The sequence below is a fragment of the Geomonas sp. Red276 genome (genome assembly GCF_054784495.1).
The window spans coordinates 48,196-68,574 of sequence record NZ_BLXW01000022.1; the positions used below are offsets into that span (position 1 = coordinate 48,196).

General features: G+C 60.4%; 17 protein-coding genes. 9 read left to right on the forward strand and 8 right to left on the reverse strand.

Features of this window, described 5'->3' with window-relative positions; translation table 11 throughout:
- Positions 1 to 129: 129 nt before the first annotated feature.
- The 4 genes from ACYVL5_RS15450 to ACYVL5_RS15465 all read right to left on the reverse strand — a co-directional run bounded on the left by ACYVL5_RS15450 (position 130) and on the right by ACYVL5_RS15465 (position 5,987).
- Positions 130 to 3,117 (reverse strand): DNA polymerase III subunit alpha, encoded by a 2,988-nt coding sequence (locus ACYVL5_RS15450; RefSeq protein WP_460596474.1) that lies wholly within the window; start codon positions 3,115 to 3,117, stop codon positions 130 to 132.
- A gap of 28 nt (positions 3,118 to 3,145) precedes the next feature.
- Entirely contained in the window at positions 3,146 to 4,399 is a 1,254-nt protein-coding gene (locus ACYVL5_RS15455; RefSeq protein WP_460596475.1) for a DNA polymerase Y family protein, read from the reverse strand.
- Positions 4,375 to 5,118, reverse strand: a complete 744-nt coding sequence (gene lexA, locus ACYVL5_RS15460; protein WP_460596476.1) for a LexA family protein — start codon at positions 5,116 to 5,118, stop codon at positions 4,375 to 4,377. Before lexA ends, ACYVL5_RS15455 begins: the two co-directional genes overlap by 25 nt.
- Positions 5,119 to 5,363: 245 nt before the next feature.
- Positions 5,364 to 5,987, reverse strand: coding sequence for a TetR/AcrR family transcriptional regulator (locus ACYVL5_RS15465; RefSeq protein WP_460596477.1), 624 nt, complete (start codon positions 5,985 to 5,987; stop codon positions 5,364 to 5,366).
- Between the two features lie 152 nt (positions 5,988 to 6,139).
- Here ACYVL5_RS15465 and ACYVL5_RS15470 point away from each other — a divergent pair, with 152 nt between their 5' ends.
- Entirely contained in the window at positions 6,140 to 6,892 is a 753-nt protein-coding gene (locus ACYVL5_RS15470) for a flagellar motor protein MotB (protein ID WP_460596478.1), read from the forward strand.
- Positions 6,893 to 7,014: 122 nt separating this feature from the next.
- Complete coding sequence (locus ACYVL5_RS15475; RefSeq protein WP_460596479.1) at positions 7,015 to 8,064, forward strand: adenosine deaminase family protein; 1,050 nt, start codon at positions 7,015 to 7,017, stop codon at positions 8,062 to 8,064.
- A gap of 74 nt (positions 8,065 to 8,138) precedes the next feature.
- Here ACYVL5_RS15475 and katG read toward each other — a convergent pair whose 3' ends face one another.
- The 3 genes from katG to ACYVL5_RS15490 form a co-directional block, all read right to left on the reverse strand.
- Complete coding sequence (gene katG / locus ACYVL5_RS15480) at positions 8,139 to 10,325, reverse strand: catalase/peroxidase (protein WP_460596480.1); 2,187 nt, start codon at positions 10,323 to 10,325, stop codon at positions 8,139 to 8,141.
- A gap of 187 nt (positions 10,326 to 10,512) precedes the next feature.
- Positions 10,513 to 10,818, reverse strand: coding sequence for a DUF3303 family protein (locus tag ACYVL5_RS15485; protein ID WP_460596481.1), 306 nt, complete (start codon positions 10,816 to 10,818; stop codon positions 10,513 to 10,515).
- A 69-nt stretch (positions 10,819 to 10,887) separates the two neighbouring features.
- Complete coding sequence (locus ACYVL5_RS15490) at positions 10,888 to 11,199, reverse strand: hypothetical protein (RefSeq protein WP_460596482.1); 312 nt, start codon at positions 11,197 to 11,199, stop codon at positions 10,888 to 10,890.
- A 224-nt stretch (positions 11,200 to 11,423) separates the two neighbouring features.
- Between ACYVL5_RS15490 and ACYVL5_RS15495 the strand changes: the two genes are divergently transcribed.
- The 7 genes from ACYVL5_RS15495 to ACYVL5_RS15525 all read left to right on the forward strand — a co-directional run bounded on the left by ACYVL5_RS15495 (position 11,424) and on the right by ACYVL5_RS15525 (position 18,880).
- Positions 11,424 to 12,338, forward strand: a complete 915-nt coding sequence (locus ACYVL5_RS15495) for a DNA-3-methyladenine glycosylase family protein (protein ID WP_460596483.1) — start codon at positions 11,424 to 11,426, stop codon at positions 12,336 to 12,338.
- Between the two features lie 296 nt (positions 12,339 to 12,634).
- Positions 12,635 to 13,531, forward strand: a complete 897-nt coding sequence (locus ACYVL5_RS15500; RefSeq protein ID WP_460596484.1) for an AraC family transcriptional regulator — start codon at positions 12,635 to 12,637, stop codon at positions 13,529 to 13,531.
- A 375-nt stretch (positions 13,532 to 13,906) separates the two neighbouring features.
- Positions 13,907 to 15,088 carry an iron-containing alcohol dehydrogenase gene (locus tag ACYVL5_RS15505; protein ID WP_460596485.1) on the forward strand — a complete coding sequence of 394 codons (1,182 nt, stop codon included), beginning with the start codon at positions 13,907 to 13,909 and terminating at the stop codon, positions 15,086 to 15,088.
- Between the two features lie 127 nt (positions 15,089 to 15,215).
- On the forward strand, positions 15,216 to 16,202 hold the full coding sequence (locus tag ACYVL5_RS15510) for an aldo/keto reductase (protein WP_460596486.1): 987 nt from the start codon (positions 15,216 to 15,218) through the stop codon (positions 16,200 to 16,202).
- 16 nt (positions 16,203 to 16,218) lie between these two features.
- A complete protein-coding gene (locus ACYVL5_RS15515; RefSeq protein ID WP_460596487.1) occupies positions 16,219 to 16,626 on the forward strand; it encodes a cupin domain-containing protein in 408 nt (135 codons plus the stop codon).
- An 11-nt stretch (positions 16,627 to 16,637) separates the two neighbouring features.
- On the forward strand, positions 16,638 to 17,384 hold the full coding sequence (locus tag ACYVL5_RS15520; protein WP_460596488.1) for a carboxymuconolactone decarboxylase family protein: 747 nt from the start codon (positions 16,638 to 16,640) through the stop codon (positions 17,382 to 17,384).
- Between the two features lie 155 nt (positions 17,385 to 17,539).
- Positions 17,540 to 18,880 carry a Fic family protein gene (locus ACYVL5_RS15525; protein ID WP_460596489.1) on the forward strand — a complete coding sequence of 447 codons (1,341 nt, stop codon included), beginning with the start codon at positions 17,540 to 17,542 and terminating at the stop codon, positions 18,878 to 18,880.
- A gap of 751 nt (positions 18,881 to 19,631) precedes the next feature.
- Here the strand turns inward: ACYVL5_RS15525 and ACYVL5_RS15530 are convergent.
- Positions 19,632 to 20,303, reverse strand: coding sequence for a fibronectin type III domain-containing protein (locus ACYVL5_RS15530; RefSeq protein WP_460596490.1), 672 nt, complete (start codon positions 20,301 to 20,303; stop codon positions 19,632 to 19,634).
- Positions 20,304 to 20,379: the final 76 nt, after the last annotated feature.

Genomic DNA, 20,379 nt, shown 5'->3' on the forward strand with positions numbered 1-20,379 from the left:
GGTGCTAGATCTACCCTCACCCGGCCTTCGGCCACCCTCTCCCGGAGGGCGAGGGGAAGCAGGAGGCCTTCGGCCACCCTCCCGTACTGGGACAAGGGATAGTGAGAGGGCTCCCCTCCCGCCCTGAGCTCAATCCAGGAAACCTACCCACTTCACCCTCAGCGTGGCGACTCCGAACTCTTCCTCGACGATCCCTTTCAACAGGTACGGCCGCCGCTGCGAGAGTTTCCGGCAGAACCTTGCGTAGACGTCCGGGAAGAAGGTCGCGTCGTAGATGGCGGTGACGTCCTCGAAGGAGACGAACTCCATGGGACGCCCGCGCTTGTCCTCCACCATCTTGGTGGTGATCCACCAGCCGACCATGGTGACCCACCTGCCTGCATGGCGGATGAGATCGGCGCCCTTGATCGGCCGGTGCTTCAGCCACTGTTCCCGGTAGAGAGTGAGCGGGTGCCGGGATACCAGGAAACCGAGCGTCTCCACCTCCTGCCTCAGCACCGTCCTCTCGTCGTAAGCCTGCGCCCGCGGCAGTTCCGTCTTCTGCTCGAAGAGAAAACCGGTCGATTGCTGCTGGTGGTGCAACAGTTCCCAGATGAGCGCCGGCCGCCTCCCGATCCCCTCCAGCGAGTCGAAACACCCCGCCTTGATCAGCCGCTCCACATCGCTCCTCGCCGCCGCCACCCGCCGCTGGAAATCGGCAAACGAGGAGAATGCCCCCCGCTCGGCTCTCTCTTTCAAAAGTTTCTCGACGCAGCCGGTGGTGAGCCCGTCGACCTGCATCAGCCCGATCCGCAGGTTCATCTCCCTGGCGCTATAGCGGTGGTCGCTCGCATTGATGTCGGGAGGAAGGACGGTGATCCCCATGCGTCTGCTTTCCGAGAGGTAGGCGAAGGGCGAGTAGTAGCCACCCTGGTTGGAAATGACCGCCGCCATGAATTCGGCCGGGAAGTGGGCCTTCAGATAGGAGGCCTTGGCGCTCAAGTGGGCGTAGCTCGCCGAGTGCGGTTTGCAGAACGAGTAACCCGAGAAGGAGAGGATCTGGTCCCAGATTGCCTCGAGCACCGGCGGCTCGACACCCCGGGCGGCCGCTCCGGAGAAGAACTTGGCCCGGAAGTCGGCGAGCTTCTTCTCCCGATGCTTCTTGGTGATCACCTTCCGTAGCTGATCCCCTTCGCTGGCGGAGAAGCCGGCCAGTTCCATGGCGATCTGGGTGATCTGCTCCTGGTAGATGGCGATCCCGAGCGTCTCGCCGAGCACGCTTTCCAAAAGGGGATGGAGGTGCGCCCAGGCCTTCCCCTGCATCCTCGCCACGTACTCCTGGATGAAGCTGTTGGCGGCGGGGCGGATGATGGATGAGGCCTGCACCAGCACCTCGAAGAGGTCGTAGTTGAAAGTCGCGGCAGGTGCGGTGGGGCTCCATATCTTGCGCATCAGAAGCCGGATGGAAGGCGATTCCAGGTAGAAGCAGCCGATGGTGAGCCCGGAGCGCAGCAGCTCGCAGGTCTTCTCGTCGTCGAGCGGGCGCCAGGAAGGGTAATCGATCTCGATGCCGTAATTAACCTGGGCGGCGGCCATGGCGTCGCGCACCACCGCGAGCGATCGGTTGCCGAGGATGTCGATCTTCACGAGACCGGCATCCTCGGTCTGGTCCTTCTCCCACTGGATGAACGGCAGCCCCTTGCGCGAGATCTCCACCGGCACGTACTTGCGGATCTCGTCCGGGACGATGACCAGACCGCCGCAGTGCAGGGAGAGATGACGAAGCTGGCCGCTCAACCTCTGCGCGGTGGCGATTATTTCGATCCAGTCCTGCGACAGCCTCTCGTCCTTGAAGAGCGGATGACCGCCAATGGCGGCGGCGCTCTGTTCGGCCTTCCAGAAGGTGGAGATCCTTTCCGTCATCTCCTTGATCTCGTAATCGGGGAGCCCGTAGACCTTGGCCACCTCGCGCAGCGCCGAACGCCCCTTGAAGCCTACGTGATTGGAGACCATGGCCGCGCGCTTGGCCCCGTAGCGGGCGAAGGCGAAGTCGAGGATGTCGTCCCGTTCGTCCCACGGGAAGTCCATGTCGATGTCGGGGGGATCGCTTCTCCCCTCGTTGAGGAAGCGCTCGAAGAAGAGGTTGTGCTTGATCGGATCGACATGGGTGATGCCGAGGCAGTAGGCGACCAGCGAGGCCGCGGCGCTCCCCCGGCCGCAGGTCCTTTGCGACTGCTTGGAGATCTCCTCCACCACCAGGAAATAGTGGGCGAACCCCTTGTCGTGGATGATGGAGAGTTCCTTGGCCAGCCGGGCCTCCACTTTGTCGTCGATGGCGCCGTAGCGCCAGAGGGCCCCTTCGCGGGATCGGCGGGAGAGCTCGTCGAATGCAGTGCCGTTGGCGAAGTCACGGAAGGCGGGGAAGATGGTGCTGGAGAAATCCCAGTCGTAGCGGCAAAGGTCGGCCACTTTGAGAGAGTTGGATACCGCCTCCGGGCAATGGGGGAAGAATTCGGCGATCCGAGCGGTCGGGTAGAGGTAATCGGAGTCGCAGGCCGTCTCCTCGGGAGCGAGCCGGGAGAGCTTGGTGTTGAGGTCGATGGCGCGGAGCACCCGGTGCAGGTGGAAGTCTTCCTTGCGCAAGAGGAGTGCCCGCGAGGTGGCCACCGGCGGCAGACGCGTCTCGCGGGCGAGCGAGAGCGCTCGGTGGAGTGCATGGCCGGGTGAGAGCTCGACGAAAAGGCCGTTGGCGGAAACCTTCTTCAGAGAGGAAATGAGCCGTGCGTCGTCGGAGATGACGACGATCCCCTGCCGGTACTCGGCCAGAGCCGCCGTGAGGTCGAACCCTTTCCGGCAGTGCAGATCCGAGATGAGCCGGGATATGTTCGCGTACCCTTCCTGGTTCTTTGCCAGAAGCACCGCCCGGTTGTCGGCGGTGACCGCCTCGGTGCCGATGATCGGGACGATCCCCGCCTCCCGAGCGGCATCCACGAAGCGCGGCACACCGTAGAGGCCGTTACGGTCCGTGATGGCGATGGCCGGAAACCCCATCGCCGCCGCCGACGCGCAGAGCCGTTCCGGAGGATGGATCCCCCAGTTGGGGGAAAGAGAAGAATGGACATGGAGATGGATAAACATTTTGAAAACCTGAGAGTCTAAGAGTGCTTTATTGCTTGGTAAGCGTCATGTACTTGCTAGCATCCGGGTCCCACTCCGCTGACTGCTCACTCAGCGTCACCTTCTCCCTGTGAGCGGCGACCCCTTTCCCCCACCGTATCACCTCACTCCCATGCTTCTCCCTGAGCGCATCGAGCGTACTCTGCAAGTCCGACTGCTTCTTCGTGTGCCGGTGCTGACTGACCGGCGCAAAGAGATCCATCTGCCCCACATCCTCACCCACCTGGTCGCACGTAAGCCTCAGCCCGCGTACCCGTTGCCTCCTCCTGCAGGTGGCGAAGAAGAGCCGTTCCACCTCGTGCAGAAGGAGCAGGTCCAGCGAAACCGGCTCGGGGAGAACCTTCTTACCCTGCTCCGCCACCCCGTCCGCGTACATGACCGACAGGGAAATCTTTCTCGCCCCCTTCCCCAGCCGGCGCAGCCTGACGCCGCACCCCTCCACCAGCCGCAGCAATTCGCACAAGAGCACCGCGTCGTCGTTCTCCTCCTGGTCGAGGAGCCCTTCTTCAACGATCTCCGTGCTCATGCGCGGGGGCTGCACCGGTGACCGGTCGATCCCGCAGGCGCGGTCGTGGAGAAGGGGGGCGAAAGGCCCCACCGCCAGGCGAAGCTGCGGAACGGAGAGCAACGCCACCTGTTCCACCCGCTGAAGGTTAAGATCCCGAAAGAGCAAGGCCTGGCGCGACTCGCCCACCCCCGGAAGCACCGAGACCGGGAAGGGCGCGAGGAAGTGGCGTTCGGCCCCATGGAAGACGTCGTAGACTCCGGGCTCCTCCATGACATCGGCCGCCACCCGCGAGACGAGCTTGTTGATCCCGGTCCCCGCCATCGCCTCCAGGCTCAGACGCGACGCGATCGACTTCTCCAGTCTGGCCGCCACGTCCCGCGCCGGTCCGAACAGCCTGCGCGACGCGGTGACGTCCAGGAAGACCCGTCCGGCCCCCGGTTCCACCACCGGGGTGTATTCCGACGACAGTTCCATGAGCCCCTGGCTTCCCTTGGCGCTCAGGTGCGGGTCGGGAGCGATGACGATCAGCGAGGGACACGTCTTGCGGGCCTGGAAGATGGAGGTGCCGGGATGCACGCCGTCGGAGACCGCCTCCTGCGACGCACACTGGATAAGCGCGCGTTCCGAGTTGAGCGGGGCAACCGCCACCGGACGGCCACGCAGGTGAGAATGAACGACACGGGCGAGCGCGATGGGAAAGGCGGGAATGGTTATATGGAGGATTTCCCTGTCCACTTGCGGTAAAACCTCATGGAGCCGACCAGCACTCCGCGAATCCGGAACTCGTCGTCCTCGGTGACGATGATCGGCTGCATCGCCACGTTGGCGGGCCTGAGCTCGATCACGTCTCCCTTTCTGAAATAGGTCTTGATGGTGATCGAGCCGTTCACCTCCGCGATCACCGTCTGGCCGTTCTCGGCCACCGCCTGCGGGTGGACCGCCACATAATCGCCGTCCATGATCCCCATCTCCACCATGGAATCGCCGCGGACCTCGTACACCACGTTCCCCGGTCCCGCCATCGCCGACGGCACCTCGATGGCATCCGCCATCTGGTACGCCTCCACCGGCCTCCCCGCCGCCACGATCCCGATCAGCGGCAGCTCCGTTTGCGCCGCGGTTGGGAGTATCTCGATCTCCGGCGATAACGCCCCCCGGTGCCCCAACGTCCCCGCCACATCGCGAGATTGCGGCCCGGACGTCCCCCCCTTTGCGAAGGGGGGCCAGGGGGGATTTGCCTCTCCCTGTTCCGCCACCGTCAGCCGCAGCCCCCGCTTAGCGTTCCACTGCCGCGAAAGGTACCCGTCCCTCTCCAGGATCCGCAGGTAATGCTGCACCGTCCCCAGCGACTCGAACCCGCACCCCTTGGCGATTTCCTGCTGCGACGGCTGGTACCCCTGCCGCTGCTGGAACTCCAGGATAAACTCCAGCACCTTCCTCTGTTTAGGCGTCATACCCCCTCCCGCCGACTTGTACTTCGCCCGGTAACGATACTCGTAAGTTTATCGTAAGTCAAGAGGGGGGACTATACGGAGCAGGACGTCGTCGTCATCTTCCGACGCAGAGGACCATGCACGATGGCGGGGAGTATAAGGACAAGAGGGGAGGGGATGAGAGCTTACTTGCGTGCTGCAAGGTGGGACGCTTCGTTTGCGAGGTCGCTTGTTACGCGGTTAGGTATGCGTAGGCGGAGAACTTACTAGGCTCCCGGTTTCGGCTGCTGTGGAGCGTAGGCGGCTATGAAGACCTCGACGGCGCGGGCCGTTCCCGCTGCAATCTCTTCTGCGGTGATGTCTCCGGGCAACTGGAATAAAAAGCGGTCCCGGAACTCCGCTTCGAGCAGGCTCACCAGGTGGAGGGTCGCGATCATCGGATCGGCTTGGCGGAGCTTTCCTTTCTTCATGCAGGATTCGAGAAAATTGGCAATCAGCTTCTGGCTGCGCAACACACCCCGCTCGTAGATCAGCCGCCCTGCCTCGGAATGCTTCGCCTGGGCGATGGCCATGTGACGGGTGGCCAGGATTTCCGGCGAGTAGATCAGGGCGAGAAAACGCTCGCCGAAACGCCGCAGCGCGAGAGATACATCCTCTACCTCCTCCTCGAACGACTGGTGCACCGCCTCGAACTGCGCCTCCGTCGACTGCATCACGACCTCGATGAAGAGCTCCTCCTTCGAGGAGAAGTAGTTGTACACCGTGGCTTTCGATCCCCCCACCCGGGCACAGATCTCCGCCATCGAGGCGCGCTCAAACCCAACGGCGCGAAATAACTCGGCGGCCTCCTCGATGATCGCCTGCCGCTTGGCTTCCGTTTTCAGTCTCATATCCCCTTAATCCCCCGCTAAAAACTCCTAATCACTTCGGGGTTGCATTCTAGTCTACCCGGGTATAATTTGTCCAGGTATAAAACTGTACTGTACGGTACCGTTAAGAGATGAGAGGGCCCTGGTGACGCCCATGCCGCGGAGGAAATGCCATGCGCAAGAAAGAACCCGAAAAGGAACCCAATCACGAAAGGTGGCTGGTATCTTACGGCGATCTGCTGACGCTGCTTTTTGCCGTCTTCGTCACCTTGTACGCCATGTCCCAGCAGGACAAAAAGAAGGCAGAAGACGCCGCGCAGTCGATACGCGAGGCGTTCGGGATGGTCCAGGTCGGTAGCGGGGCATCTCAGAAACCGGCGATCATCGATGGTGGCAAGCCCGTCATCGTCCCTGACCTTCATAGGCCCTCGTTGCCGCCACCCGCTGTCTCGGGGAGAAAGCCCCTGGCGGGCGAGTCGGATCTCCGCGCCATCAAGGCGGCCTTGGATGCCTACCTGATGAAAAAGGGGGCCGGAGGGAAAGTATCCACCTCCTTAAGCGAGCGCGGGCTGGTGATCAGTCTGAAAGAGGCAGGATTTTTCGACTCCGGCAGTGCTGGTCTTAAGGGAGATAATTCCGAGATTGTGGGTGAGGTGGCCGCCATCGTGAACCGGTACGCCAACCGTTGCAGTATCGAAGGTCACACCGATGACCAACCGATCAATAACCGCCAGTACAACTCGAATTGGGACCTCTCCACCGCCAGGGCCACCTCACTGGTGAAAAAACTGGTAGGGGAGTATGGGGTTTCACCCCAGCAGGTCTCGGCGACCGGGTTCGGCGAGTACCAGCCGGTGGCGGAAAATGCAACCGCAGAGGGAAGAGCGAAGAACCGGCGGGTGGATGTCGTGGTGCTGGGAAGATGAACCCACCGCGCTTCATCTGCTCAGTCCTAGCGGAAAGCTCTCTGTCAGATTATGATTGAGTTGACTTGGTTTCTTTGTCGCACTGACATGCGGTCACACTGTTGTCATTGGAAGGAATCCCGATGAAGCTCGATTCCATCTCCCGCACCCAGCTTGCCGATATCCTACGTCACATGCCGAAGGCGGAGTTGCACCTCCACATCGAAGGCACCCTCGAGCCCGAACTGATCCTCGCGATGGCTCGACGCAACCGCATCAAGCTCCCTTACCCGGACATCGAGGCGCTATGCTCGGCATACGCCTTCACGGACCTGCAGAGTTTTCTCGACCTTTACTACGCCGCAGCCGGCGTGCTCCAGACCGAAGACGACTTTTTCGACATGGCGTGGGCTTACCTCAATCGCGCCAAGGCTGACAACATCGTCCACGCGGAGATCTTCTTCGATCCCCAAACGCACACTGCCAGGGGGATTCCTTTCGGCACCGTCATCGGCGGACTCGACCGGGCCTTGGCTCGCGGCCGCGAAGAGCTTCACCTGAGCTCTTCGCTGATACTCTGCTTTCTGCGCCATCTGCCTGAGCAAGACGCTTTTTCGGTACTGGAAGAGGCTTTGCCGTTTCGCGACAAGTTTATCGGGGTCGGCCTCGACAGCGGGGAGCGGGGGAACCCTCCGGAGAAATTCGAACGGGTCTTCGCGCGTTGCCGTGAGCTGGGAATGCGGGTGGTGGCGCATGCGGGGGAGGAGGGAACGGCCGATTACGTTCGCCAATCGCTCGATCTTTTGAAGGCCGAAAGGGTCGATCACGGCGTGCATTGCATGGATGACCCCGCTCTGGTGGAAAGGTTGGTACGCGAGAGGATACCGCTCACGGTCTGTCCGCTCTCCAACGTGAAGCTCGCCGTTTTCCCGCACCTTTCCGCCCACAACATCGCCAGCATGCTGGCCGCTGGGATCGTGGTGACCGTCAACTCGGACGATCCCGCATATTTCGGGGGGTACCTGAACGACAACTACACCGCCACCTTCGAAGCGTTTCCCCGCTTAGGGGTCAGGGAGGCGTATCGCCTGGCCCGCAACAGCTTCGAAGCGAGCTTTGTCGAACAGCGCCTCAAGGATGGATGGATCTGTGATCTCGATCGCTACTTTGCCGCCGATTGGTCTTCGCCGTGATGCAGGCGAAGGCCGCCTTGCACAAAAAAAGCCTTGGCGATGGCCAAGGCTTTTTTTGTGTGATGCCTGAGAGGTCAAGCCAGATCGAAGCGATCGAGGTTCATCACTTTGTTCCAAGCCGCGACGAAGTCATTCTGGAACTTCTCCTGGGCGTCTCTGCTCCCGTACACCTCCGCCAGGGCGCGGAGCTGGGAGTTGGAACCGAAGATCAGGTCGGCCCGGGTGCCGGTCCACTTCAGTGCGCCCGTCGCCCGGTCGTGGCCCTCGAAAACATCCTCGTCCTCCGAGGTCGCCTTCCACGTCGTGCTCAGGTCCAGCAGGTTCACGAAGAAGTCATTGGTCAGCGCCCCCGGCCGCTTGGTAAAGACGCCGTGTTGAGACTGCCCGAAGTTGGCATTCAGAACGCGCAGGCCGCCTAGGAGCACGGTCATCTCCGGAGCGCTCAGCGACAACAACTGCGCCCGATCGATCAGCAACTCCTCGGCCGTTACCGAGTATCTCTTCTTGAGGTAGTTGCGGAATCCGTCCGCGGCCGGCTCCAGCGGGGCGAATGACGCCACGTCGGTCTGCTCCTGCGAGGCATCCATGCGTCCCGGGGTAAAGGGTACCGGCAGATGCCGGCCGGCATTCTTGGCCGCTTGCTCGACCGCAGCGCATCCCCCCAGGACGATCAGGTCGGCTAGCGAGACACGCTTGCCGCCTTGTTGCGCGGCGTTGAACCGCTGCTGGATTCCCTCGAGGGTTTCAAGCACGCTCTTCAGTTGGGCCGGCTGGTTGACTTCCCAGTCCTTTTGCGGGGCCAGGCGGATGCGCGCTCCGTTTGCCCCGCCGCGCTTGTCGGAGCTCCGGAAGGTGGCCGCCGATGCCCAGGCCGTCGAGATCAACTGGGAGACGGAAAGTCCCGAGGCCAGGATCGTTTCCTTAAGGGCGGCGATATCCCGATCGTCGATCAGCTCGTGAGTACAACGGGGGATGGGGTCCTGCCAGACGAGCTCTTCGGCAGGGACCCGCGGGCCGAGATAGCGCGGCCGGGGACCCATGTCGCGATGGGTCAGTTTGAACCAGGCGCGGGCGAACGCGTCCGCCAGTTGATCGGGATGCTCGTGGAAGCGCCTGGCGATCGGTGCGTAGATCGGGTCCAGTTTCAGGGCCAGGTCCGTGGTCAGCATCATGGGGGCGTGCCTTTTCGCGGGGTTGTGGGCGTCAGGCACGCTGTCCCTTGCGGACGGGTCCTTGGGCGTCCACTGGTGCGCGCCGGCAGGGCTCTTCGTTAGTTCCCAGTCGTAGCGGAACAAGACATCGAGGTAGCCGTTGTCCCACTTCACCGGGTTGGTGGTCCAGGCGCCTTCCAGCCCGCTCGTGATCGTGTACTCGCCTTTGCCGGTGCCGAAGCTGCATTTCCAGCCAAGCCCCTGCTCCTCGATGCCCGCTCCTTCGGGTTCGGGGCCGACGTGTGTAGCGGCGCCCGCTCCGTGGCATTTGCCGAAAGTGTGGCCGCCGGCGATGAGCGCGACGGTCTCCTCGTCGTTCATCGCCATGCGAGCGAAGGTCTCGCGAATGTCCTTGGCCGCGGCGAGTGGGTCCGGGTTGCCGTTTGGGCCTTCCGGGTTCACGTAAATAAGACCCATCTGTACGGCGGCGAGAGGATTTTCGAGCAGCCGTTCGCCGGTGTAGCGCCGGTCGCCCAGCCAGGTGTCCTCGGGCCCCCAGTAGATGTCTTCCGGTTCCCAGATGTCTTCACGCCCGCCGCCGAAGCCGAAGGTCTTGAATCCCATCGACTCCAAGGCGCAGTTGCCGGCGAAGATTATCAGGTCGGCCCAGGAGATCTTCCTGCCGTACTTCTGCTTGATCGGCCACAAAAGCATGCGCGCCTTGTCGAGGTTTGCGTTGTCGGGCCAGCTGTTGAGGGGGGCGAAGCGCTGGCTCCCTGCTCCCGCGCCGCCCCGGCCGTCGCCGATGCGGTAGGTGCCTGCGCTGTGCCAGGCCATCCGAATGAACAACGGGCCATAGTGCCCGTAATCCGCCGGCCACCACTCTTGCGACGCGGTCATCAGCTCGAAGATATCCCTTTGGAGGGCGTCGAGGTCGAGCTTTTTGAACTCCTCGGCGTAGTTGAAATCCTTGCCCATCGGATTGGCCTGGAGTGGGTGCTGGTGCAGGATCTTGAGGTCCAGCTGGGACGGCCACCACTCTCTGTTCGACCGCGCGGCTGTCTGCGCACTGACTTTGGCCGCCTTCGGGCACTTGTCGTCGGCACTCATAATCGGCTCCTTTCTGCTAGGTTTTTCTCTTCAAAGTATACCGAGCAGGCGACGGTCTGTCGAAAGAGTCAAGTCTTGACGCGCTCTGACAGAGTGAAGGTTAGAGCGGCTCCTGGCCAGGTGTAGGGGCACAAAAAAGGCGGCCATTAGCGGCCGCCTCTCTCAGTAGGGCATCTTGACGGTACAGTTAACCCCATTTTCTCCCAAGGTCGTCGAGAGCGGCCTTTCTCAGGTCGTCCGGTGTCATGACCGGTTTGAACTCGATCGACGCGTTGAAGTTGAGGAACCACGGTTCCGCCAAGCGCGGAATCGAAGAAGGGTCATCAAGATTAACGATCAGCATCGCCGTCCGGCACCCTTCCTCAGCCGTGAAATAGACTGCTTCCGGCTTGGTGTCTTCAAGGATGCGGTTGATGATTTTGCCGGCATTGCCGTTTTTGAGGCTGGCGTTGAATTCTGAAGTCGACAGTTTCGCTACCAACAGCACACGCATGACTCTACCTCCTTGGCTGTTTCAATTATAGTGCGAGTCATTCGGGTCTGTACAGGTCGGAAGGAACACTCAATCGAGCGGGACACCTACCACCGGCGCTCCGCCGGTGACCGGTTGATACATACCCCCGCCAAGCGGAATGGCAATTTCCGGCGCACCACCGGTCACCGGTTGGACAATGCGCGGTCCGATCCTTTCTTCTTGTGTGGACGAGATGGGTTCCGGTGGTGAGGGAGGGAACGCTTCCGGCGGTTCAACCCATGCCGTCGGTGCTTCGTTTGACACTCCGTGATCAGAGCCGCCACGAAATGCATTTGTGAAGATAGCGCCAGTCAAGACCGCAACCTGAAGCACCAGGGCTGCTGCGAATGCGATGGGCATGGTTTCCTCCTCTCCTACTTTCGTGAGCCTGCTTGCGAGGAAGGATATCTACCGAACATGCAAACAATGAGCAAAAAACAAGGAATTGGTTGCCGTAGCCGGCGGAATAGCCGAAGTGCCAAGTATTTATCGCTGCGGGGAGTCATGACGGCCTTCTTGCCTAGGCATAAGGCATGCAGTAATGTGAGGGGGGGAATACTTAACCGGGGGAGCGTTCTGGGACGGTGAAAAAAACAAGCCGCACTATTGTTCTCAAATCGCCTGTAACTCTTGAGCTAGGCTACCGTCCGCCTTATCAATGGCAGCAGATGCTGAACTTTCTCGCCCTGCGTGCCATTCCTCGGGTGGAGAGGGTCGTGGATGGGGAATATCTTCGCACGGTAACCATGCCCGCCAGAGAGAAACGACAGGTCCGTGGCTGGGTCCGAGTAGGCTTCCGGCCACAACGCGACGTTCTCTCCGTGACGTTTAGCCCCTCTCTGCTGCCGGTATTGACCACGTTGTTGGCCCGGATTCGTCACCTGTTTGACTTGCACTGCGAGCCGTATGCGGTCTATGAGGCTCTTGCCTCAATGAACACGATCCGCGCCGGTCTCTGCACCTTGGGCACTCGCTTGCCAGGCTGTTTCGATCCCTTCGAAATGGCGGTGCGGGCAGTTCTTGGGCAGCAAATCACCGTGAAAGCGGCTCGCACACTGGCCGCAAGGTTGGTTGCCGCCTATGGCACTCCAATTGAGACCGGAGTGGAGGACCTCACCCACATCTTCCCATCGCCCGAAGCGATCATTGCTTTGGATCGCCCTATCGAAGATCGTTTGGGGCCGTTGGGCATCACGGGAGTACGGGCGCGAACGATCTTGAAGTTAGCCCAGGTGGTAGCAGGGAGAGAAGTCGATCTTCGTTTCGGTGCCCGGCCCCAAATCGAGATAAAGAAACTGATGGCAATCCCCGGCATCGGCCCCTGGACAGCGCAGTACGTTGCCATGCGGGCTTTAGGCTGGTCGGACGCGTTTCCACATACGGATTTCGGCGTTAAAAAAGCGCTTGAGCCCCGTACGCCAAAAGAAATTCTGGCACTGGCAGAAACGTGGCGTCCCTGGCGAAGCTACGCAACGGTAAACCTCTGGAATTCCCACTGACAGGCGCAACTTTCGAAGTGGCGGTCTCATCACTCCTATCTCTCGATCTTCTGCAATTGCTCAAGCCATCCGGCTATGTTGCCTTCGGGCTCTTTGGATATTTCCGCCTACGCGGGGAAGGCCTTTGAGGACGGTGGCGCCGGGGCACATCTTTTGGATATATCAATCCTGCTGATTTCTTGCCCGATACTCCGAAAGCCAGATAAGCCGTTGAAAGAGTGCCTGGTGGGAAGTAAGATGTCTTGAGGAAAGAGGGGGCAAACTTATTGAATTCTGCAGGATGCATAAGGGGTGTCATGGAAAGCGCGATAAAGGCTTTAGGTGAGAGCATTGCCCGATGGACCGAACAGGGGGAGTTGCACTCGACGGCGGTCCCGGGGCTTGCTCTTTTCAGGCGAGTGGCGCCGACGGAGCCAACAAGCGGCATGTACGAGCCGAGTGTCTGCCTCGTCGCGCAAGGGGCCAAGCGGGTGCAACTCGGTGACGACTCGTTCGTCTACGACGCCAACCACTTCCTGATCACGGCTGTCCATCTGCCCACCCTCGTTCAGATCATCGAGGCGAGCCCGGAAAAGCCGTACCTCGGTCTCAGGTTGACACTCGATCTGCGCGAGATTTCCCAGTTGATGCTCGACTCGAGCCTCCCCCAGCCCCGCGCCCAGCGCTCAAGCTGCGGCATGGCAACCGGCGAGGTGACCATGCCCCTGGTAAATGCCTTCCGGCGTTTGATCGACCTCCTTGACGACGAAGTTGATATTCCTATCCTTGCGCCGGTCATCCAGAAGGAAATCATCTACCGTCTGCTGGTAGGGGATCAGGGGGATCGATTGCGCCAGATAGCTTCCACGGGAAGCCAAGGCAACCAGATAGCGCGGGCAATCGACTGGCTTAAGGGAAACTTCACTTCGCCGTTACGCATCGATGATCTGGCGACCAAGGTCAACATGAGCACCTCCACCTTCCATCACCACTTCCGGACCCTGACGGCCATGAGCCCGTTGCAGTACCAGAAAATGCTGCGTTTGAACGAGGCGCGGCGTTTGATGCTCACCGAACGTCTCGATGCAACGACCGCGGCATTCAATGTCGGTTACGAGAGCGCATCACAGTTTTGCCGCGAATACGGGCGTCTCTTCGGCGCGCCTCCTTTGAGGGACATCAACAGGCTACGCCAGTCATCTGCCGCAGCCTGAACTTCAGGAGGTCCAGGATCGTCTGTACCCTGCGAAAAGGGGACCGCACCTCAGGTGCCGGTCCCCTTTTTGCCTTCTCGGATCCTTTCCGCCGGTCCCCAACCGAAGGGTGGGGCCGTCTCGGCCCAATGGGCAATGGCTATTCCAGCACATTTACGGTTCCCTTCACCCTCGTAGCGCCGCGTTTCCCGGTGTTTACTCTTTGCTCCCCGCTACACCTCCTGCCCACACCCTGGCGTCCGTTTTCTCCTGAGACTCCGATTTTTTTAGCCTTCCGGACGATCAGGCAAAAATTGAACAGGATCGAACTACCTGCTTTTTCCGCACCGGTGTACGCTTCAACCATCGATATCAACACAGTGAAGGAGAACGAACGTGGACAATTTCATTTACAGCATTCCTACCACCGCTTACTTCGGCAAGGGGCAAATCAACATTTTAGGCGAGACCATCAAGGCTCATGGCGGCTCCAAGGTGCTGCTCGCCTATGGCGGCGGCAGCATCAAGCAAAACGGCATCTACCAGGCGATCCTCGGACAGTTCGAAAAAGCCGGTCTCCCGTACGTGGAGTTGAGCGGGATCCAGCCGAACCCGCGGGTCGAAAGCGTTGAGGAAGGGATCGGGCTCTACCGTGCTAACGGCTGCGACTTCATCCTGGCGGTGGGAGGCGGATCGACGCTCGACGCCTGCAAGGCGATCGCCGCCGGGGTGAAATATGATGGCCCGGTCAACGATCTCTTCCGCGGAGGGCCGGGGGCCAACCTCAAAGCCGCGGCGCCCCTGGCTACCATCCTGACTATGGCAGGTACCGGTTCAGAGATGGACATGGGGGCGGTCATCACCGTGGGCGAGGCTCACAAGAAAAAGGTGCTCATGCACCCGCTGGTCAATCCCAGGTTCTCCATCCTCGACCCGGAGTACACGTATACCGTGCCGGAGTATCATTCCATGGCCGGGGTCGCCGACATCCTCTGCCATCTCATGGAGCAGTACTTCACCCCCGAGTCCGGCGCTAACGTGCAGGACCGCATGAATGAAGGCCTTATGAAGGCGGTGCTGGAGGAGGCCCCGAAGATCCTGGCCAACCCTGCGGACTATGACGCCCGGGCCAACATCATGTGGGCGAGCTCCATGGCCCTGGCCGGCTTCCAGCTGTTGCTCGGCAAGCCGATGTTCTCCTTCCCGCTGCACGGCATGGGGCACGAGCTCTCCAGCAAGTACGACATGACCCACGGCGTCACCCTGGCGCTGCTGACTCCCACCTGGATGCGTCACACCATGACTTCGGCTCCCGCACACCTGCCGCTCTTCGCGAGATTCGCCCGCAACGTCATGGAGGTCCGCGAGGAGGACGATGCCAAAGCCGCGGAGGCCGGGGTGCGGCAGCTGGAGGCTTTCTACGCGGCCATCAAGATGCCGGCGAACCTGCGCGAAGCCGGAGTCAGGGAAGAAGACCTCGACCTCATCGCCGGAAAAGCCGTGGAAGACGGAAACCTGGGCATACTGACTTCGCTCGGCAAAGACGAGGTACTGCAGATACTGCGTGCGGCTTTCTGATTAGCCCGCCCCAGCTAAACCCGTCCTCACCCTGTCCCTCCCCTTGTGTAGGGGGGGGGACGCGGTGCGGGGAGCAGTTGCCTTTCAGGGACCGTCAGCCAGCCCTAAAAGGTGAACGGAGGAGATCATGAAAAAACGCATCTTGGGAAATAGCGGTCTTGAGGTTTCGGCCTTGGGGCTCGGTTGCATGGGGATGAGCATGGCCTACGGGAAGGTTCCCGATCGGAAGGAAATGATCGATCTCATCGCCAAAGCGGTTGATCACGGCATCACCTTCTTCGACACCGCCGAGATCTACGGTCCGTACGCGAACGAGACCCTGGTGGGCGAGGCGCTCGCTCCCTTCCGCGGGAGGATCGCGGTCGCCACCAAATTCGGGATCGGGGTCGACGAAAATGGCCAGCAGGTCCAGGACAGCCGCCCCGAGCGGATCAGGGAGAGCGTGGAAGGATCTCTCAAGCGCCTGAACGTGGAGACGATCGACCTCTACTACCAGCACCGGGTCGACCCCAACGTTCCCATCGAGGAGGTCGCCGGAACGGTGAAGGAGTTGATCCGCGAGGGAAAGGTGAAGCATTTCGGCATGTCGGAGGCGGGGGTGCACACCATCCGCCGGGCCCACGCGGTACAGCCGTTGACGGCGGTACAGAGCGAGTACTCGCTCTGGTGGCGACGCCCCGAGGAGGAGCTCATCCCCACCCTGGAGGAGCTCGGCATCGGCTTCGTCCCATTCAGCCCGCTCGGCAAGGGTTTTTTGACCGGCAAGATCGACGACAAGACGACCTTCGAGAAGAACGACTTCCGCAACATCGTCCCGCGCTTCACTCCCGAGGCCCGCAAGGCCAATCAGGCGCTCGTCGACCTCCTTACCGAGATCGCGGAGAAGAAGCGGGCCACTCCGGCGCAGATAGCCCTCGCCTGGCTCCTAGCCAAGAAGCCGTGGATCGTCCCCATCCCGGGCACCACCAAACTCGCCCGGCTGGAGGAGAATATCGGCGCGGTGGACCTAGAACTGACTAGCGCCGATCTCGGCGAGATCGAGAGCGCGGCTGCCAGGATAGCGATCGAAGGAGCGCGGTATCCGGAGGCCCTCGAAAAAAGAACCGGTCTTTGAAAAAACAGGAGCGAATATGAACACGAACGATCTCAGCACCGGCGTGATCTTCCCCATCGGGGAGAAGCTGGCAACGGACAGGTTCAAGGGAACCGTCTGGCTCAAGATGCTGACCCCTGGCGATTCGGCCCTTCCCATCGGCAACGTCACCTTCGAGCCGGGGTGCCGCAACAACTGGCATAAACACGCAGGCGGCCAAGTCCTGCTGGTCACCGGGGGCAGGGGCTACTACCAGGAATGGGGCAAGCCGGCCCAGGAGCTTCATGCGGGCGACGTCGTCACCATTGCCGCCGATGTCAAGCACTGGCACGGAGCCGCTAAAGACAGCTGGTTTGCCCACATTGCCATAGAGATCCACCCGGAAAAAGGGCCGGCAACCTGGCTGGAGCCGGTAGCGGACGACGACTACGATACCTTGAAGTAGAGAGGACGACCATGGCTATCAGCGAGACAGCAGAAAAAAACCATGAGGAACTTTTTCCCTATCACCAGTCGACCCTGAAGCTCACCGACCCTGAACTGATCGAGGTGTTCGACAACTTCGCCTTCGACGAGGTGCTTCGCCACGGAAGCCTTGATTCCAGGAGCCGCCTGATGATCATCCTGGCATCGATGATCGCCAGCCAGGCGCTGGGCGAATACCGGGTGATGCTGGGCGGCGCCCTCAACGTCGGGGTCTCGCCCGTCGAGATAAAGGAAATCGTGTACCAGGCGGTTCCCTACGTGGGGATCGCGAAGGTTTTCGATTTTCTCCTCGCCACCAACGAGATCCTGCAAAGCAGGGGGATTACCCTGCCGCTGGAGGGGCAGTCCACCACCTCGCCCGAGACCCGATTCGACAAGGGCCTGGCGCTCCAGAAGGAGATCTTCGGAGAGATGATCGACACCATGTACCGGCAGGCACCCGAGGGCCAGCGCCACATCCAGGAGTTCCTGTCGGCAAACTGTTTCGGCGATTACGTGACCAGGGGCGGGCTGGACATCAACATGCGGGAACTCCTCACCTTCTCCATGCTGCTGTCACTGGGCGGGTGCGAGCCGCAGTTGAAGGGACACATCCTGGGGAACGTGAAGATCGGCAATGGCAAGGAACTCCTGCTCGAGATCATCACCCAGCTTATCCCCTACGTGGGGTATCCCCGGGCCCTCAATGCCCTCCGCTGCCTGAACGAAGCCGGGTGACCACCTCCCTCACCCGGCCTTCGGCTCTCCCCTGAAGGGGCGAGGGGTTGAATGGGAAGGGGAGACGAAGTACTAATTATGAAAAAAGTAGTAATTGCTATATATCTGTGTATAATCGAGAGAACTTTTACAGAGGTGTGGCAATGAAAATACCCGTGAGACCTCCCCTTACGCAGGATATCCTCAATGCCGTCGTCGCTGCCGGGCCGGCGCTGCTGGGCAAGGTAATCGGCTTGCGGATGGTTACTGACGCTCAGGGGAGGTACCTCCACTGGGACAAGGTCCGCTACTTGGAGCCTCCGCACGGACTCACACCGGAACAGTATTGGCTGAGCTTCAAATTGTCGCGCAATTACAAGCAGCTTCCCTTCATAGACAAAGCAGGTGACCATTTCCGGTACGTGGTCATAGATTCCATGCTGAAGGATCTGCATTGGCTCGACCAGAATGCCAGCGGCAGCATCCTCATGCATCAGCCAATTACCAACCCAAACACACGGGACACCTATCTCGTCAGTTCCCTCATGGAAGAGGCCATCAACTCCAGTCAGATAGAAGGTGCCGCTACCACACGAGAAGTGGCCAAAGAAATGCTTCGCGAGGGGCGGCCGCCTCGGGACTACAGCGAGCAGATGATCTACAACAACTATCTCGCCATGCAGTTCGTCCGCGAGAACCGCAATGAGAACCTGACCAAGGAGATGATTTTCGAGCTGCACCGGATCCTCACCGAGGAGACGCTGCAGGATCCGGACAAGGCGGGTCGTCTAAGGGCCGTCAACGACCGCATCCACGTCGTCGATGCCGGCGGAACAGAGATTCTCCATACTCCTCCCAAAGCCGAAGAGTTGGAATCGCGTCTGGAGCTTTTGTGTACCTTTGCCAACGAGCGGGAGGCGCAGGGATTTCTCCATCCGCTTCTCAAGGCGATGATCCTTCACTTCATGATCGGTTACGACCATCCCTTCGTAGACGGCAACGGCCGCACCGCACGGGCACTCTTCTACTGGTACGCGCTACGGCACGGATACTGGCTTTTGGAATTCCTTTCCATCTCGGCCGTCATCAAAGAGGCGCCCCAGCAGTATGTTAAAGCCTATCTCTTTACCGAGACCGACGAAAACGACGTAACCTACTTCCTGATTCACCAATTAGAAACGATAAGAAAGGCGATCGAGCGGCTGCACGAGTACCTGAGAACGAAGGCGGGGGAGATCGAGGAGGCGGAGAAACTACTGGAACGCACCGTTTTTCAGGGAAAACTCAATCACCGCCAACTTGCCCTGCTGGATCACGCGCTCAAACATCCTGGTGCGCTTTACACAATAGAGGGACACCGCAACAGCCACCGAATCAGCTATCAGACAGCCCGTACCGATCTCCTGAAGCTCTCAGAGGAGGTGCCGCTGCTTAGAAAGCGCAAGCAGGGTAACGCCTTCGCTTTCGCCGCCCCCCTGGACCTGAGAAAGAGGCTGGAAGAGCTGTCGCATCCATGAAGAACCCTGAAAGGCCGGCATAGGGAATCGAGGCGACTTTTTTTCATGCGCAGCGCAATTATTCTTCGAGCTTTCAGGGTAAGGCTTTGCGGCGCTTCGTGGACATTTTCACCGCTAGATCGACGTTTTTGTTTCCCGGTCGACAGAGAGCTGGGGAGCCGGTGCGAACAATTCCACCGGCCCGGTCCTCCCTCCGGACATGAGGCTACTTTTCCCCTTCCTTGAGAATTTCCCGCCCTACCTCGGTAACCTTTCAAACTTAAGGCTCCTGGTGGCCTCCCTCGTAAATCTTCTACCCCTGAGATCTGACCTCCGTCTGTTGAACGGTACTGCCTCGGAGTCGTGCGATGTGCCGGGGAAGGTTTACCTACTGGCGGAAAGAATAGCGAAAATCCTTCCGGGATCTTCGTTATCCGCTTTTTATCACTGTCATTGCTGGTAGTTGCGTGGAGGGGCATAACGAAAATCGTTCATCAAGGACGTGCTGTTTCCGCGGTGGGCGAATTTTTGGCGTCGTCGACTCTTTCCCGACACGATAGGTGAGACCCGGCGTCCTCGCGGCCTTTAAACGGGTGGAGTTTTCTTTTGGACTGGGGAACGAACCGGCTATGAAGGCGAGCTTTTTTCGTGGGGGTGACAGTCCGGTTGGGGGCTTCAAGCATTAATCTTGGGCGGGGAAGCTCGACGGATGGTGCCCCTCGTCATACCTGTTATCCCCCCTCCCCTTGCGAGGGGAGGGGGGATGATGGTTTCAGGTGACCATGAGATGGACATAGGTGGACCAGGGGCCGAGGCCGGCGTGGCCAAGGCACCTGACGCGGACGTAGTAGACCTTGCCGGGCTCCAGGCCGTTCAAGGTGACGCCTCCCTTGATCTTGGTGAACTGCCACTCCAGGTTCCACGCGGCCTCGTCGTTGGGATCCCCTTTACAGGCCTGAATGTGGTATGCGGCGGCTCCTTTTACCCTTCCGATCACAAGACGCAGGGAGCCGGTCATGGGGGCCTGCTCCAAGTAGACTTTGTTCGGCGCGGGGAGCATGACAGGAGTGGTGCTTCTGGGAGCGGGAGCCTTCTTGTGGTCTACCGCGAGGTTGCTGATGTAATCGAAGTCGTTTTCCATCAAGTACTTCATCCCCGCCCAGTTCAGCGCCAGCGTGGTGGCCAACACGGCTTTTTCACGAAGTGCGTCGCGCTCGCTTTTCCTGCCGAAGGTGCCGGTCATTACCGCGTAGGTCAGGTCATGGTAACGGGTGCCGATGTCCCTGATTTCGACCCCGACGGGGACGCCTGGAGGCATCGCCTGGTAATACTTGTGGGCCATGAACGCCTCGCCGATAGCCATGATCTGGCTGGCCAGTTTGAGATGGGGATAGTTGAGGAAGCTGGTATCAAAGACGCTGATCGGGTTAACCGGTAACGGCATGCAACACCTCCTGTTCGTGGGATTGGATTTTGTTAATGCAATCTAATATAATGGCTGTTCTCCGGCTGTCAAGTCC